Annotated in this window: 15 protein-coding genes; 11 read left to right on the top strand and 4 right to left on the bottom strand. The window is 58.4% G+C overall.

Annotated elements, in window-relative coordinates; all coding sequences use genetic code 11:
* From AC3B8H_RS10315 to AC3B8H_RS10285, 7 genes are all read left to right on the top strand, one after another.
* Positions 1 to 1,253, top strand: a 1,253-nt coding sequence (locus AC3B8H_RS10315; RefSeq protein WP_488441498.1) for a two-component system sensor histidine kinase NtrB, incomplete at its 5' end; no start/stop codon positions are given.
* A complete protein-coding gene (locus tag AC3B8H_RS10310) occupies positions 1,246 to 2,472 on the top strand; it encodes an HDOD domain-containing protein (protein WP_488441497.1) in 1,227 nt (408 codons plus the stop codon). The genes AC3B8H_RS10315 and AC3B8H_RS10310, both read left to right, overlap by 8 nt.
* Complete coding sequence (locus tag AC3B8H_RS10305; RefSeq protein ID WP_488441496.1) at positions 2,469 to 4,115, top strand: HD domain-containing phosphohydrolase; 1,647 nt, start codon at positions 2,469 to 2,471, stop codon at positions 4,113 to 4,115. The genes AC3B8H_RS10310 and AC3B8H_RS10305 overlap by 4 nt, the downstream gene beginning before the upstream one ends.
* Positions 4,116 to 4,160: 45 nt before the next feature.
* Positions 4,161 to 4,619, top strand: coding sequence for an EVE domain-containing protein (locus AC3B8H_RS10300; RefSeq protein ID WP_488441495.1), 459 nt, complete (start codon positions 4,161 to 4,163; stop codon positions 4,617 to 4,619).
* 12 nt (positions 4,620 to 4,631) lie between these two features.
* Positions 4,632 to 6,347 (top strand): flagellar hook-length control protein FliK, encoded by a 1,716-nt coding sequence (fliK, locus tag AC3B8H_RS10295; RefSeq protein ID WP_488441494.1) that lies wholly within the window; start codon positions 4,632 to 4,634, stop codon positions 6,345 to 6,347.
* Positions 6,348 to 6,474: 127 nt separating this feature from the next.
* A complete protein-coding gene (locus AC3B8H_RS10290) occupies positions 6,475 to 7,494 on the top strand; it encodes a class 1 fructose-bisphosphatase (RefSeq protein ID WP_488441493.1) in 1,020 nt (339 codons plus the stop codon).
* A complete protein-coding gene (locus tag AC3B8H_RS10285; RefSeq protein WP_488441492.1) occupies positions 7,491 to 8,246 on the top strand; it encodes a helix-turn-helix domain-containing protein in 756 nt (251 codons plus the stop codon). Before AC3B8H_RS10290 ends, AC3B8H_RS10285 begins: the two co-directional genes overlap by 4 nt.
* Positions 8,247 to 8,318: 72 nt before the next feature.
* Here the strand turns inward: AC3B8H_RS10285 and AC3B8H_RS10280 are convergent, their stop codons facing one another.
* Together AC3B8H_RS10280 and AC3B8H_RS10275 are read right to left on the bottom strand one after the other, a co-directional pair.
* Positions 8,319 to 9,083, bottom strand: coding sequence for an ABC transporter permease (locus tag AC3B8H_RS10280; protein ID WP_488441491.1), 765 nt, complete (start codon positions 9,081 to 9,083; stop codon positions 8,319 to 8,321).
* Positions 9,080 to 9,985 carry an ABC transporter ATP-binding protein gene (locus AC3B8H_RS10275; protein ID WP_488441490.1) on the bottom strand — a complete coding sequence of 302 codons (906 nt, stop codon included), beginning with the start codon at positions 9,983 to 9,985 and terminating at the stop codon, positions 9,080 to 9,082. Before AC3B8H_RS10275 ends, AC3B8H_RS10280 begins: the two co-directional genes overlap by 4 nt.
* Positions 9,986 to 10,104: 119 nt before the next feature.
* Here AC3B8H_RS10275 and ppx point away from each other — a divergent pair, with 119 nt between their 5' ends.
* Both ppx and AC3B8H_RS10265 read left to right on the top strand, forming a co-directional pair.
* Complete coding sequence (ppx, locus tag AC3B8H_RS10270) at positions 10,105 to 11,607, top strand: exopolyphosphatase (RefSeq protein WP_488441489.1); 1,503 nt, start codon at positions 10,105 to 10,107, stop codon at positions 11,605 to 11,607.
* On the top strand, positions 11,601 to 12,839 hold the full coding sequence (locus AC3B8H_RS10265) for a hypothetical protein (protein ID WP_488441488.1): 1,239 nt from the start codon (positions 11,601 to 11,603) through the stop codon (positions 12,837 to 12,839). The genes ppx and AC3B8H_RS10265 overlap by 7 nt, the downstream gene beginning before the upstream one ends.
* A 75-nt stretch (positions 12,840 to 12,914) precedes the next feature.
* On the opposite strand, the gene rpoS is transcribed toward AC3B8H_RS10265, so the two are convergent.
* The gene (gene rpoS, locus AC3B8H_RS10260; RefSeq protein ID WP_488441487.1) at positions 12,915 to 13,895 is read right to left on the bottom strand and encodes an RNA polymerase sigma factor RpoS; all 981 of its coding nucleotides are present in this window, start codon (positions 13,893 to 13,895) and stop codon (positions 12,915 to 12,917) included.
* A 451-nt stretch (positions 13,896 to 14,346) separates the two neighbouring features.
* Positions 14,347 to 14,859, bottom strand: a complete 513-nt coding sequence (locus tag AC3B8H_RS10255) for a J domain-containing protein (protein WP_488441486.1) — start codon at positions 14,857 to 14,859, stop codon at positions 14,347 to 14,349.
* Positions 14,860 to 14,936: 77 nt separating this feature from the next.
* Here AC3B8H_RS10255 and mobB point away from each other — a divergent pair, with 77 nt between their 5' ends.
* Together mobB and moeA are read left to right on the top strand one after the other, a co-directional pair.
* Positions 14,937 to 15,461, top strand: coding sequence for a molybdopterin-guanine dinucleotide biosynthesis protein B (mobB, locus tag AC3B8H_RS10250; RefSeq protein WP_488441485.1), 525 nt, complete (start codon positions 14,937 to 14,939; stop codon positions 15,459 to 15,461).
* On the top strand, positions 15,458 to 16,667 hold a 1,210-nt coding region (moeA, locus tag AC3B8H_RS10245), incomplete at its 3' end, for a molybdopterin molybdotransferase MoeA (RefSeq protein ID WP_488441484.1). The genes mobB and moeA, both read left to right, overlap by 4 nt.

The raw sequence follows: 16,667 nt of genomic DNA, 5'->3' as shown, positions 1-16,667 counted from the left end.
CGGTCGGTGTGCTACTAGGCCACCAGCGCGCGATCCTACAGCAAAAAATGCGCAGTCTGGAACTACAAACCCGCCATCTGAATACGATCCTGGACACCACGCCCAGCGCGATCATTACCATTGACCAAGTCGGGAGGATCCGTAGTTTCAATCGCGGCGCGGAACGCATCTTCGGCTACGCCGCCGGGCAAATGCTGGGTGAAAACGTCAACCGGCTGATGCCGGCCGATGTCGCCGACCGGCACGACGGCTATCTGGCGCACTACATCGCGAACAGGGAAAGCCGAAACATGAACCAGCGCCGCGAGTTTCAGGGCCGCCGCGCTTCCGGCGAAATCTTCGCGGTGCAATTGCACATCAACCCGATCGAAATCGACGGCGAGACGCTGTTTTGCGGCATCCTCGACGACATCAGCGAAACCAAGGCCTTGCAAGCCCAACTGAGCCAAGCCCAGAAACTGGAAGCCATCGGCCAGTTGGCGTCCGGCGTGGCTCACGAAATCAACACCCCGATTCAATACATCGGCGACAATCTGGCCGCGCTACACAGCTACTTCGCCGACCTGAACGCTTGGCGGTCCGCGGTGTACCGGCAAGCCGCCCCCGAGACGAGAGCCCGGCTGGACCAACTCAGCGAGCAATTCGATCTTGAGTTTATTCTGGACGACAGTCCCAAAGCCATCGCTCAGGCGCTGGAAGGCGTGTCCAGAGTCGCCGAAATCGTCAAGGCGATGAAGACTTTTTCGCACGTCGAACCCAGCCAATCCCGGCAAGCGGTCAATCTGAACGACACCGTCGCCAGCGCGATCACCATCAGCCGCAACGCCTGCAAGTACGTCGCCGACATCGAAACCGATCTGGCCGCCGATCTGCCGGCCGTGCCCTGCTACGCCAACGAACTCAGCCAGGTCCTGCTCAATCTGATCATTAACGCCGCCCATGCCATCGAAGAAAAAGGCGGCGAACGCGGAGTCATCCAGATTGCCACCCGTCAGCTCGGCGCCATGGCGGAGATCCGCATTCGCGACAATGGCGCCGGCATTCCGGCCGAAATTCGGGAGAAAGTCTTCAACCTGTTTTTCACGACCAAACCGGTCGGCAAAGGCACCGGCCAAGGCCTGAGCCTGGCCCACAACATTATCGTGGAACGCCACCTGGGCCGGCTATACTTCGAGTCCGAGGCCGGCGTCGGCACCACCTTTCACGTGTTATTGCCGCTCGAACCGCCACCACCGGTTACCGAAGATGACTAAGAAGCAGATATTGTTTGTCGACGACCAGGAATTGGTTATTCAAGGCATACAACGGCAGTTGCGGCCCTACCGCGACCAATGGCGGCTGTATTTCGCGACTAGCGGCGCGCAAGCGCTGGACATCATGGCGGCCGAGAAAATCGATTTGATCGTCAGCGATATGATGATGCCGGCCATGCACGGCTACGAACTGCTGAAGACCGTTGCCGAGCGCTATCCCGGCGTGGTCAGAATCCTACTGAGCGGCTACACCGACGAAAGCAACCTGAAGCAGGGCTTGGAAGTCGCGCACCAGTATTTGAGCAAGCCGTGCAGCGCCGAAACCTTGCGGGAAGCGCTGAGCCAAATCTTCAAGATTCAGGATTGCGTCAGCGATCCGCTGATCGCCGGCACCCTCGGCGATGCCAACGCCCTGCCCAGCCTGCCGGCGATCTGCCGCGAGTTGAACGCGGCGATCGCCGCCGAAAACACCACGGCCAAGGACATCGCCGATATTTTCGCCCGCGACATGGTGTTGTCCGCCCGATTGCTGCAACTGATCAACTCGCCCTATTTCGGGCTGAACCGGGTGGTCTCCAGTCTGACCGACGCTATCAACCTGATCGGCATCAAGCGTCTGAATAACCTGGTGTTGTCGGTGCACGTCAAGACCGCGTTTCCGATCGCCAGTCCGGAATTGGAACGAAAAATGGAATACTTGTGGCAAAACGCCGGCCGGGTCGGCGAACTGGCGCGCCTGATCGCGCTGGCGGAAAACCAGCAGGAAGACCGTCCGGACCAAGCCTATTTGGGCGGCTTGCTGCACAATATGGGCTTGCTGATTTTTCTGTCGCGCGGCGGCGACAAAACCCGTGAATTGTTGGCGCGGGCCAAACGCCACGAGCAACCGATAACGCGCTTGGAAACCGAGATTTTCGGCTTCAATCGCTGTCAGGCGGCGGCCTATGTGTTGAGCCTGTGGAAAATTCCGCCGCGCATCATCGAAGCCATCCTGTTGCACTACACCCCCAACGAGACCGATTACGACGGCGTCAATGCGCTAACCGCCGTTCACGTCGCGGCTTGTCTTTTGCAGCCGATCAGTCCGCCGGACGACTGTCACTTGTTCGAGATACAACTTGACGAAGCCTACCTCGGCCGCCTCGGTAAATTGGAACGTCTCACCGAATGGCGGGCGTTGGCGGATAAAGTTGCGGACCAAACCGGAGGCCGCCGATGAGTTTGCCCACCGATCCGACCAACGAGCCGACCGCCATCTCGACGATCAGCCGGAAAGTCTTGTTCGTCGACGACGAAACGCTATTGCTGGAAGGCATCAAGCGCCAGTTGCGCCGCGATTTCGAGTTGACCGTCGCCGACAGCGGCGCGGCGGGCCTGCGCATCCTGGCCGATCAGGGACCGTTCGCGGTGGTGGTGTCCGATTACAACATGCCGGGCATGGACGGCATCGTCTTCTTGAATGCGGTTTACCAACAGTATCCCGATACCGTGCTGGTGATGTTGACCGGACGGGCGGATTTGGACATCGCCGTCAACGCGCTGCACAGCGCCCATATCGCCCGCTTTTTAAACAAACCCTGTCCGCCGGAAATTCTGCGCGAAACCTTGAACGACGGCCTGGAACAATATCGCTTGAAAATGGCCGAGCAAATCCTGCAATGCCAATTGCAACAAGCCAACCGTCAACTCGGCCAACTCAACGCGCACCTTGAGGATTTGGTGGCCAAGAAGACCCGCGCCCTCGCCCTGCAATACCGCTACGTGGCCAACATGACCCGGCTGAACGACTCGCAAAGCGTCGTGGCGGCGCTAGTCGCCGCGTTGGCCGATCTGGTCGGTAGCGATGCGATCGGTTTGTGGCTGAGTCCGGCAGCGGATCAACAATTTCGTTGTTTCCATCCGCAAAACGGTGAACCGAACCAGTTCGCCGTCGCCGATCTGCCCGACGGCGCGATTCGCCGCGCGCTGGCGGAAAACCGGCGCTGGCAATTTGGATCGCCGCTGGACGGCGGCGGCATTGCCTGGTTTACCGGCCAGCCGCTGGCCTGTTTGCCGATGGCCAGTTCGCGCGGCGTCATCGGTCTGATCACGGTAGCCGGCGAAGGACCATCCTTGCCCGCCGACACCTTATCGACAATGATCGGCATACTCAACGTCACCGCCACCGCGCTACAGAGCCACTGGCACCGCGAAGCCTTTATCGAGGCCCAAGACGCGATCATCACCGCGCTGGCCAAACTGTCCGAATACCGCGATCCGGAAACCGGCTCGCATCTGTTGCGCCTGAAAAAATATTGCGACCTGATTTGCCGGCACATGGGCGGCACCGAGCGCCATGCCGCCAGCGTGACCGCCGAGTTCACCCAGGATCTGGTGCGCTCCTCGCCGTTGCACGACATCGGCAAGGTCGGCATCCCCGACGCCATTTTGAAAAAACCCGGCCGGCTGACGCCGGAGGAATTCGAGATCATGAAGACCCACGCGGCGATCGGCGGCGATACCTTGCGCTCGGTCTATGAGCAGTATCCGTCGCAGGGCTTCATCAAATGCGGCATGGATATCGCCTACGGCCACCACGAACGCTGGGACGGCAGCGGCTATCCGCTGGGCTTGCGAGGTGCGGCGATTCCACTGTCCGCCCGCATTCTCGCCTTGGTCGACGTTTACGACGCCTTGACCTGCCGCCGGGTTTACAAAGCGCCGATCCCGCGCGAACAAGCGATGAACTTGATAATCGAGGGTAACGGCAGCCACTTCGATCCCGACATCGTCGCGGCCTTCCTGGAGCTGGAGCCGCGGTTTCACCGCATCGCCGAAACTTACGCCGACCACGTCGAGGTACTTGCACCCGACGACCAATAGCGGAGACAATGCGAGCCAAGCTCTCCACCGCCTCGAGGAACCGAGATGAACTATTGGTTGATGAAATCCGAACCGGAAACTTTCGGCATCGACGACTTGCAACGCAAACCCGAACAAACCGAGCATTGGGACGGCGTCCGCAATTACCAGGCCCGCAATATGATGCGCGACGACATGCAGCCGGGCGACCTGGTATTTTTCTACCATTCCAACTGCGCCGAACCGGGCATCGTCGGCATCATGCGGGTGGTCAAGGCCGGCTATCCGGATTTCACCGCCTTCGATCCGGACAATATTCATTTCGATCCCAAAAGCAAGCCGGAGCAACCGACCTGGTTCATGGTGGACGTTAAATTCGTCCGCAAATTGGCGCGCAACATTACGTTGAAGGAACTGAAGGAAAAGGCCGAACTGGCCGAATTGGCCTTGCTGCGCCGCGGTAACCGCTTATCCATCATGCCGGTCGGCGCCGCGCAATGGGACTTCATTCTCGGCCTGGAATAGCCGGCCGCCGCCATGGCTGACATCACCGCGTCCGGATCGGCCACGCCGATTTACTCCGAGATACCGGCCCTGGCCGAAGCAGTACGCATCATCCTAAACCTGACGGCCGCCGGCCAAGGGGGAGTCATGGACATCAACCTGCCGCTGGATGCCCGCTTACAGGTCGGCTTGAGCAAGATCGCCGAGGACTTTCCCGAACTCAAGCTCAATCAATTGCTGGAAGCCAAAATCACGGTAGTCGATAGCCAAAGCCGCAACCTGACCGTGGCGGTCGGCGAACGCAGCCTACCGCTGCAAAACCCCACGCGGATTCCGGTACAGGCGGGTCAAACGCTGCAACTTCAGGTCGTCAAATTACTCCCGGCCGCCGAATTGCGTCTGGTGGCGGTCAGCCAGCCGAATCGAAGCGAATTCGTGCCGTTGCCCAATGACACCAACGGCGGCGTTTTCAAACTGACGACCGCGCCGCCGAGTCCAGGCACAACGGCATCCGCGACTTCGGCGGCCTCGGCGGCGCCCGCCGCCGCGCCGGCGAACTCGAACCCGGCCGCCAGCTTGACGGCGGTCGTCGTCAAAGCCGAGGGCGGTCAATTGACCCTGCGATTGCTGCCCGCCGCCAGCCCGGCAGCGCCCGCCGCGTCGTTGGCCACGCCGCCGACCCCGCCCGCCGCCCTATCCCAAGCGCCCGCCGGCGGTCCGCTCGCGCCTCCCCCACCCGCGCGCGCCGACTTGATTACGCTGACCGACAGACAATGGACCTGGTCCCAACCGGCCGCCGGCCATGCGCCAACCAACGTCTCCGCGCCCGCGCCGGGCCAAACCGTGGCGTTGCAAATCGTTAAAAGCGCGGACGGCGCGATGGTCGCGCTATCGCCTCGCGACGCGGATACCGAGGCCTTGGTCGCCACCGCCTACAAACAGCTGCTGCCGATGCAAACCCCGCCGGCCCAGTTCGCCGGCCATCTGGCGCGTCTGGTAACGGCGGACTTCGCCGGCGCGAATGTCGGCGAAACCCTGAAACACGCCGCGCTGACTCTGCTGGCGGCGATTCCGCCGCGCGCGGCCTTGCTCGAACCGGCGCCGCTGCGGCAAGCGATTCGCGGCTCCGGCTTGTTCATGGAAAGCGACTGGTTCGGCGGCCCGCATCCGCCGCCGGACCATGCGCCGCCGCCCGAGGATTTCAAGCTGAAGTTGACCAAATTCGTGGCCTTGCTTCGCCAGGAACTGGCCGAACAAACCGCGCTGCCGGCCGCCGAGCGCGAACCGCTCGGCGAGACGCTGCAAAAAGCCCAGGGCGGTCTGGCCAAATTGACGCTCGATCAACTGAATTCGCTACCCAGGGACGACGCGACTAAACAGGCCTGGTTTCTGGAATTGCCGTTCTTCAACGCCGATCAAGCCGACAGCTTGCGGCTGTGCATCGAACGCGATCAAGCCGGCGGCACCGAGGAGCGCCAGGACGCCTGGACCGTCAGCATTACCCTAAGCCCACCGCTTATTGGTACAATACATTGTAAAATTTCCTGCTACGACGGCAGCGTCAACACCCGCTTCTGGAGCGAGTCGCCGCGTACCGTCGAGCTGATCGACAGCCGCCTGCCCGAACTCAGGCACCAATTTGAACAAAAAGGATTAACGCCCGGATTTATGGACGCACAGCAAGGCCAACCCACCCAGCCCCAGCCGCCCGCGTTACCGCCGCAAACGCTGTTAAGCGAAAAAGTCTGAACGCCCCGATGAAACCATTCCCGGCCACCTCTTCGCGCCGCGCGCCAACCGATTTCCGCCGACCATTCGGTCGCGCGCGGGCGTTGCGCCTGAACCCCAACTCGAACACCCGACGGAGAACCACCGCATGACCAACCAAGTCACCCTGACCCAGTTCATCATCGAACAGCAGCGCGGGCTGCCGGAGGCTTCGGGTACCTTCACGCTGTTGCTGAACAACATCGTCACCGCCTGCAAGCAAATCTCGCACCGGGTCAATTGCGGCGCGCTGATCGGCGTGCTGGGCAGCGCGGATTCGGAAAACGTCCAGGGCGAAGTCCAAAAAAAGCTGGACATCATCACCAACGACATCATGGTCAAGGCCCTGGACTGGAGCGGCTCGCTGGGCGGCATGGCCTCCGAGGAAATCAACGACCCGATCCAGATTCCCAAGCAATACCCCAAGGGCAAATACCTGGTGTTGTTCGATCCGCTGGACGGCTCGTCCAACATCGACATCAATCTGACCGTCGGCACCATCTTTTCCATCCTGCGCTGCCGCGAAGGCGTCGAGCCGGAACCCGAGGATTTTCTGCGCCGGGGCAGCGAACAAGTCTGCGCCGGCTTCGTATTGTACGGCCCGTCGACGATGCTGGTGCTGACCACCGGCAACGGCGTCAACGGCTTTACGTTGGATCAGGACGTCGGCGAATTCATCCTGACCCACTGCAACATGAAGATTCCGGAAGACGCCAGCGAATTCGCGATCAACATGTCCAACCAACGCTTCTGGGAAGCCCCGATCAAGCGCTATGTGGACGAATGCGTCGCCGGCACCGACGGTCCGCGCGAGCGTGACTTCAACATGCGCTGGGTGGCGTCGCTGGTCGCCGAGGTTTACCGGATTTTGAATCGCGGCGGGGTTTTCATGTACCCTTTCGATCTACGCGACCCGGCCAAACCCGGCAAGCTGCGCCTGCTGTACGAAGCCAACCCGATGGCCTTCATCATCGAGCAGGCCGGCGGCGCCTGCAGCACCGGCCGGGAACGAGTACTCGACGTCAAGCCCACCAGCATCCATCAACGGGTGCCGCTCATTTTGGGCTCGAAAAACGAGGTGGAACGCATCGTCGGCTACCACCGGGACATGGACGGAGCAGCCGAATGAACAACCCGCAACATTGCGACTCGGCCGGCACCGACGCCAAGGTCACCGCCCTCAACAAGCAAGTCAGTTGCGCCAATTGCAGCCTGGACAACATTTGCCTGCCGCGCGGCTTGTCGCAAACCGAAATCGCCAACATCAGCCAGGTGATCCGCGCCCGAAAAACCCTGCAACGCGGCGATTTCATCTACCGCGAGGGCGATAATTTTCGCGGCATTCTGGCGATCAAGTCCGGCAGCGCCAAGCTGGTGGCCAACGACAACCACGGCAACGAACACATTCTCAACATCTTGCTGCCCGGCGAACTGCTCGGCTTCGACGGCCTGTCCGGCGCCAAGCACGGCTGCGCGGCGATCGCGTTGGAAACCATGAGTTTCTGCATCCTGCCGGCCGACAGCATGGAAGAATTGTTCCAAAACGTGCCCAGCCTGACTCGGGAATTGTTCCGCCATACCGGCGAGAAAATGATAGAAGACAAAAACCAGTTGGTGCTCAGCAAGCGTCCGGCCGAGGAGAGACTGGCTTATTTCCTGATCAGCCTGTCCGAGCGCTTGAAGCGGCGCGGCTTTTCGTCGTCCGAATTCAAACTGTCGCTGACCCGCCAGGAAGTCGGCAATCACCTGGGCCTGGCGCTGGAAACGGTCAGCCGGATGCTGAAAAAATTCCAGGACGACGATCTGATCAGCGTGCAAAACCGCTTCATCGCCATCAAAAACCCGACCGCGCTGCGCAAACTGCTGCAATCGACCGACTGAGCGACCATTCGTTGCGGCGCTTGGCCCAGACTTCCTGCGTGCGACCAGCGTGGCTTAAGCCCCGAAATAGGCTCAGGTTTTTATGCCGACGCCTTTATGCAGCAACCACAGGCTCAGGCCTATCAGCAGCGCGATGACGCCTGCGGTCATTTCGAAGGCCAGCAGGATGGGGACGTCGCTGACGCCTATCAAGCCGTAGCGAAAGGCATTGATCATGTACAGGATAGGATTGGCCTGGGCCACCCGTTGCCAGACGCCCGGCAGCATCGCCACCGAGTAAAACACGCCGCCCAGGTAGCTGAGCGGGGTCAGCACGAAGTTGGGGATGATCGAGATGTCGTCGAAACTGTCGGCGAACACCGCGTTGATGAAGCCGGCCAGCGCGAACAAGGTCGCGGTCAATACGAACACCAGGCAGGCCACCTCCCAATGCAGGACTTGGATTTTGGTAAACAGCATCGAAATCGCCGCCACCACCAAACCAACCAATACGCCGCGGGCGATGCCGCCGCACACGTAGCCGGCCAGAATCACGTAATTCGGCACCGGCGCCACCAGCAATTCCTCGATATGGTGTTGAAACTTGGTGGAGTAAAACGACGACACCACGTTGGAATAAGAATGGCTGATCACCGACATCAATATGATGCCCGGCACGATGTAATCCATGTAACTGACGCCGTGTACCAAGCCGATGCGGTCGCCGATCAGTTTGCCGAAGATCAAAAAATACAACGCGGTCGTAATGGCCGGCGGTAACAGGGTCTGCGGCCAGATGCGGGTGAAGCGGCGAATTTCCTTGCCCAATATCGTCCAAAACGCGACCGAATACATCATTGCACCAGGTCCATGAACATTTGCTCCAATCGGTTGGATTTGTTTCTGAGGCTCAGTACCTCGACGCCGCGCGCCGACAGCTCCTGAAACAGCCGATTCAGGCCCAGCGCTTTCGGCACCGAAACATCCAGCACCCGTTCGCCGGCTAGCGCGATCGCGCAACCGGCGATGGCCGGCGCCTCGCGCAACGGCTCGGCCACGTCCAGCACGAAATGGTCGGTATGTAGCTTGGCCAGCAGATCGCTCATTGCCGAATGCTCAATGATCCGACCGTCGTTGATGATGGCGATGTTGCGGCACAGGCTTTCGGCCTCCTCCAAATAGTGGGTGGTCAGAATGATGGTCGTGCCTTGTTGGTTGACCTCTTGCATCATCTCCCACATGGCCCGGCGGATTTCAATGTCAACGCCGGCGGTGGGTTCGTCCAGGATCAGTAAGCGCGGCTGGTGCACCATGGCTCTGGCGATCATCAGCCGCCGCTTCATGCCGCCGGACAAGCGCCGCGACACGGTATCGCGCTTGTCCCATAACTCCATTTGCCGCAAGCAGATTTCGGTGCGCCTTAGCGCTTGCTGGCGGGGAATACCGTAGTAACCGGCTTGGTTCATCACCACGTTGTGCGCGGTCTCGAATTGGTTGAAGTTGACTTCCTGCGGCACCAAGCCGAGGCAGCTTTTGGCGGCGGCCTGGTCCCGATCCAGGTCGTGACCGAAGATTTCGACGCTGCCGCTGGTCTTGTTGACCAGCGAGCTGACAATGCCGATCAAGGTCGATTTACCGGCGCCGTTGGGGCCGAGCAGCGCGAAAAAATCGCCGAGTTCGACGTCCAAGTCCACGCCGTTCAAGGCCTGGAAGCCGTTGTTATAGGTTTTTTTTAGGTTGCGGATGGATAAAGCCGTCATGCTCTAGTTTATAATGCCCCGCGGTAGTGATGACGTTCCGGCGCGGGATCGCCGGCCGTAAAAGCAGTCGATTCTATCAGAATTGGCATTTACTCAGCAGCCCGAACAGGAATACTACTTTGCCCTTTCCGATACCGACCAGCGTTGCCGCCGTGGACCTGGGTTCGAACAGCTTCCACATGATTATCTGCAGCCTGATGAACGGCAAACTCCAAACCGTGGACCGTTTGAAAGAGATGGTGCGGTTGGCGGCGGGGCTGGATCATAACCGCTATCTGGAGCCGGACACCCAGGAACGGGCGCTGGCCTGCCTGGAGCGATTCGGCCAGCGTATCCGCAACTTTCCGCCGCACAGCGTGGCGATCGTCGGCACCAATACGTTGCGCATCGCCCGCAATTCGCAACAATTCATCAACAAGGCCGAGAAAGCCCTGGGCCATCCAATCCACATTATTTCCGGCATCGAGGAAGCCCGGCTGATTTACCAGGGCGTCGCCCACAGCCTGGGCAGCGATGCCAACAACCGTTTTGTAATGGACATCGGCGGCAGCAGTACCGAATACATCATCGGCCGGGAAGATGTCGCCCATACCAAGGAAAGTCTGAACATGGGCTGCGTGACGGTCAGCCAGGCCTTTTTCAAAAGCGGCAAGATCAACAAGAAAGCCTTTCGCAACGCGATGTTGTTTGCCGAGCACCACCTGGAACCGTTTCAGGATACCTATAACCGCAAGCAATGGGACGAGGCGATCGGCGCTTCGGGCAGTCTAAAGGCCGTCAGCAATGTGTTGCAAACCTCGGGCTGGAGCAACAACGGCATTACGATGGCGGGCCTGGACGCGCTGGTCGAGCATCTGTTGAAGCTGAACGACATCGCCGAGATCGATTTTCCGGCGCTCAGCATTGAGCGGCGGCCGGTCTTCATCGGCGCGGTAGCCATTGTCTACGCGACTTTCAAGACGCTGAACATCGAACAAATGACCGTCGCGGACGGCGCGTTGCGGGAAGGCTTGGTCTACGATTTGTTGGGCCGGATCTATAACCACGATATTCGCGGCCAAACTTGCGAATTGATCACCGCCCGCTACCACACCGACCGCCGCCACAGTGAGCAGCTCAAGGCGACGCTCCGCTATATGGCTGAACAATTGGACAGCCACCCCTGCTTTGCCGGCAACCCGGCATCGCTGCAGTTTTTGGAATGGGCGGCCGATCTGCATGAAATCGGCTTCGAGATCGCCCATAGCCAGTACCACAAACACAGTGCGTATATCATCGAGAACGGCGATCTGGCCGGATTTTCCAAACAGGATCAATTGTTGCTGGCTTCGTTGGTGCGCAGCCACCGGAAGAAATTCAAGGCCTGCCGCTTCGAGGATCTGCCGATGCCTTGGCGGCAACACGCGCCGATCATGGCGATCTTGTTCAGACTGGCCGCGCTCCTGCACCGCAATCGGCATAGCCCGCGCCCTGACTTCAAACTCAGCATCGAAGATCGCAACATCCGCATCGAGTTTGCGCAAGGCTGGCTGGAACAGGCACCGTTAACCGATGCCGACCTCAGAAAAGAAATGCTGTATTTAAAGGAAAGCCGCTTCAATTTGATCTTGGATCAATGCTAAAACGCCTGCTTTATCCGCTGGCGGGACTGGCGCTAGCGATCACGGTTTTACTGTGTTTCGCGCTGGACGACAGTCCTTCACCGCAAGTCCAACAAAGCCTGAATCGCGACGACATCCAACGCGCCAAGCAATTACTGAACGTCAGCAGCGAGGAGCGCGACTCGGTAAAGACCGTCAAACTCAACCAAAAGGATTTGAACATCGCGGTCAGCTATCTGCTCAATCACTTTGTCGAAAACACCACCCAGATCCAGTTGCTCAACGACCGCCTACAAGCGCAAATCGCGATCTTCGTACCGCAAAACCCATGGGGCCGCTATTTGGACATTAGCTTCAGCCTTCGGCAAGCCGAGCACGGCATACGTATCAAGTCCTTCAAAATCGGCGAAATATCAATCCCTGATCCCGCCGCGAATATCCTGATTCCCGCTGTCGTGGAATATCCGCCGCTGAAAAAATATTGGTTGGTCGCCAGCCAATACGTGCAAAACGTCAGGATTACCCCGACGGCATTGGAAGTAAGCTATCTAGGCTCGGTGGTCGAATCGGCAAAGCAGCTTGCCATACAAAAACATCGGGAATACCCCAATCTGCACCGCTATCAGCAACAGATCAACGCGATTGTCGGCCAACACGATCCGGCCTGGCGCTTATCGTTGATCGATCTGCTGCAGCCCCTGTTCGAGTTTGCCTACCGGAATACCGAGGAAGCCGATGCGATCAGGGAAAATCGCGCGATCATTATCGCGGTCGGCAGCTACATCTATAAAAGCGAGCTGCGCCGCTTTTTGCCGATCGGCTTGGTGTACAACAAGGAACTCCCGGTCTATGCCTACAAACGCGTCGACATTCCGCAACATTTCATCGCATCGGCGCTGTTGGCGGCGGTCGATGCCAAATTATTAGGCGAACAACTGGGCGTGGACAAGGAGTTGGGCGATGCGGAAAAAGGCAGCGGCTTTAGCTTTATCGACTTGAGCGCGGACCGGGCCGGCGCGAAGTTTGGCACGATCGCTATTTCGACCCCGCAACGGGCCAAGGAATTACAGAAGGCTTTATCGCAAATCAAGGACTATTCGGCGATTATCCCCGATGTGCAAGACTTGCCGGAGCATATGGACGCTCAGACATTCAAGAGCCGTTATCAAAAGGTAGGGAGCCCGCTGTATGCCGCCACGGTAGCGGAAATCGACCGGAGGATTTCCAGCCTACCGCTATACCGTACCGACTAACATAAACAGTCCGCTCCAATCCTGGCGGAGAGAACGAAACGTCCACCACACCAGAATAACCAGCGGACAATTGACTTAATTAAAAATGGATTCGAACGAATAACCGTTGGTTTCCAGGATTTCTTTCAGACGCTTTAAGCCATCCATCTGGATTTGCCTGACTCGCTCACGAGTAACACCCATTTCCAGCGCGACTTGTTCGAGGGTAGCGTTTTCGAAACCACACAGGCCGTATCGACGGCAAATCACTTCACGTTGTTTTTCGCCCAATTGGTAGACCCAGTGGGTAACGTTGCTTTGAATGAAGTCTTCCTGCAGGATTTCAGCCGGACTGCGACTCTCTTCCTCCGATATCGTTTCCAAAAGAGGCTTGTCGAAATCCTTGCCGAACGACACATCGACCGAGGTGACTCTCTCGTTCAATTTCAGCATTTTGCTGACGGTTTTCGCGGGCTTGTCCAGATGTTTGGCAATCTCATCCACGGTGGGTTCGTGATCGAGTTGTTGCGCCAGGCTGCGTTGAGCCTTAAGGTAAACATTCATTTCCTTGACGATGTGAATCGGCAAGCGAATCGTGCGAGTTTGATTCATGATGGCCCGCTCTATCGTTTGACGGATCCACCAAGTAGCATAAGTGGAAAATCTAAATCCGCGATCGGGATCGAATTTTTCGACAGCCCGAATCAAGCCAAGATTGCCTTCCTCGATCAGATCCAGCAGCGGGAGCCCACGGTTTAAGTAACGTCTGGAAATTTTCACGACCAGCCGCAAATTGCTTTCAATCATGATTTTGCGGGCTTGCGGATCGCCTTGTTGAGTGCGCCGGCCGTAAATTTTCTCTTCGTCGGCGGTCAGCAGTTGGGATTTACTAAGTTCGTTAAGATAGGCTCGGGTCGCGTCGAAAGTGCCTTCGTTTTGCGAATCGCTGGTGTCGATTTCGGCTAGTTTGAACGTTTCGGCGGGATCGACCTCTTCAATTTCGTCTTCCACTTCATCGAAGGAAATGAAATCGGGCATATCCATGTCTTTTATTACATCTATCGCTTCTTCCATCATGATTAATCTCCCAGGTATTTGGCTTGTGATTCAGTTATTGTTCTGTTAGAGCCGTCCGTTGAAACGAATCGGCCTTCAATCTCAAATACGGATTAGAGTGCAATCCTTACGTCGCCTAGTCCGGCCCGATAGGACGGTCCAACCAACTGCAACCCTCAACTCCCTTTTTTTTCGCCCCAGAATAAACTTAGAAATTATCGCTGTTTACGGCGAGCGCCAGTATAACTTTAATTTTTTTGTCCTATGAATTGAATTTCCAGGTTTTTTTGTGGCTCACATCTCTTTTTTAGAATTGATCCGACAACTGCAGAATATCGAAACCGCGACCATTTCACACCAAGTTCAAAATCAAAATCCGACTTCGATCAGATTTATCTTTCGCTCAAGGTGATGCGCTTCACAGAAATTCGAATTTCAAACCGAATAACGGTCCGGCACGATGCTGGCCCACTCAATTTTTCAGCAGCACCCGCTTTGCCAAATTGATCCGCGCTGCCAAATAGTCGGACCCGCCACGGTCGGGGTGCACACGCGAAATCAGCTTGCGATGGGCTTGCACGACGTCGGCTTGGCTGGCGCCGACTTTCAGCCCCAAGACTTCCAGGGCCTCGGCCTCGGTCATCGGCGCGGTCTTACCGCCCGCGCGCCCGCGACCCGACCCAGTCTCGCCCTCTCGCCCGGAATCGCGGCGACTGGCACGAAACCAAAGCCATAAGCGTTGTAATTGCGGCGCCACTCTGATCAAGACCGGTAAACTGCGCCAGACAAACGCCGCCGCCAAACCCAGCGCGCCGAGCAACCAACCCAGGCGACCACTCAACACTAAAACCGCCAACAGCAGCACGCCGCCAACCATCAGCCATTGGCGTATTTTGTCGGCCGATGGCTTAGTCGGCAGCGCCATCCACCAGCGAGCCGCGAAAAACAAGCCAATCACCAGCAACAGTAAAACCAAACGTATCACCCGACCTCCGGACCGCCACCCAAGGCTGGCCATAATACCTTAGAATACTCGGCATTCTTGCGCCTTCGAGACCCGCGATGCTTCACCCGCCGCCACTGTTGGGGTTCGCCGCCTACAGCGGCACCGGTAAAACCACGCTATTGACCCGGCTGTTGCCGCTGCTGAAGGCAAACCGGCTGAATGTCGGCGTGATCAAGCACAGTCACCATGATTTCGAAATCGACCAGCCCGGCAAGGACAGTTACCGGCTCAGGCTAGCCGGCGCGACACCGGTCATGCTGGTATCGCGTTTCCGACGCGCGATCATCAGCGAATTGTCGGCCGCCACCGAGGTCACGCTAGCCGAGCAATTAGCGGCATTTCCAAGCGCCGGCCTGGACCTGATCTTGGTGGAAGGCTTTCGCGACGAACACTATCCCAAAATTGAGTTGCATCGACCCGCGTTGGGCAAACCCTTGCTTTATCCCGACGATCCCAGCATTATCGCGATTGCCTGCGATACCCGGTTGCAACCAGAACCGCCGATACCCAATCTCGATCTCAACGATCCGTCGGCGATTGCCGACTTCATTCTCAACACCTATTTGAGCTCGCTAACGTGACCAATCACTGTTACCCAAGCCACACTCCGCTGCTTAGCGCCGAACAAGCTCTGGCCCGGATCGCCGCCGCGATCATTCCGCTATCGGAAACCGAAACCGTCGCGCTATCGAGCGCACTCGGCCGCGTCATCGCGGAAAGTCCGCAAGCGCCGCAAGACATTCCGCCGCAGCCCAACGCGGCGATGGACGGTTACGCGTTAAACAGCACGCAAATAGTGGCGGGTCAAGCCTTCCGCTTACGCGTCGTCGGCACCGCTTGGGCCGGCCAACCCTTCGTTGGCGAACTGGCGGCTGGCGAGTGCATCAGAATTTTCACAGGCGCGGTGGTACCCGACGGGGTCGATAGCGTGGTGCAGCAAGAGCAAGTCGAACGAGACGGTGAGTTCGCGCTGTTCGGCGCCGATTGCCCCAGTGGCAGAAACGTCCGCGCCATAGCTAGCGACGTGCATCGCGGCGACACCTTGATCAGCGCTCCGAAAAAGTTAACCGCCAGCGATCTGGCCTTGTTGGCCGGCGCCGGCGTTGCGGAAATCCGCGCCCGCCGCCGGCTGAATATCGGCTTTTTCTCGACTGGCGACGAATTGACGCCGCTCGGCGAACCCTTGGAACACGGCAAAATCCACGACAGCAACCGCTATTTGCTATCCGGACTGTTGGCCGACACCAACCATCAAATCGTCGATCTGGGCATCGTCAGAGATGATCCGGCTTTGCTCGAACATACCTTGCTGGATGCGGCCAACCGTTTCGACCTGATTCTATCCACCGGCGGCGCCTCGGTCGGTGACGCCGATTACGTTCAAGAAACCCTGGCCAAATGCGGCCAAGTCGAGTTCTGGAAATTGGCGATCAAGCCCGGCAAGCCGCTGGCTTTCGGCAAGATCGGCTCCAGCTGGTTTTTCGGCCTGCCGGGCAACCCGGCCGCGGTATTGGTCACTTACCAAAAATTCGTGGCGCCGGCCTTGCGTTGTTTAGCCGGTGAACCCGTCACGGGACCTTTGCAATTGCTGGCGCGCTGCGACAGCCGCCTGAAAAAATCCGCCGGCCGACAGGAGTACCAACGCGGCTTCGTCCGCCAAATCGCGCCGGGTCAATATGCGGTCGAGCTGGCCGGCGGCCAAGAGTCTCACCAGTTGAAAGTCGCCAGTCTCGCCAATTGCTTTATCGTGCTGGACGCCGACTGTGCCGGCGTCGCACCCGGCGAGA

The organism is Methylomonas sp. BG-2 (assembly GCF_057766305.1).
This window is presented reverse-complemented; position numbering and strand designations above follow the sequence as displayed.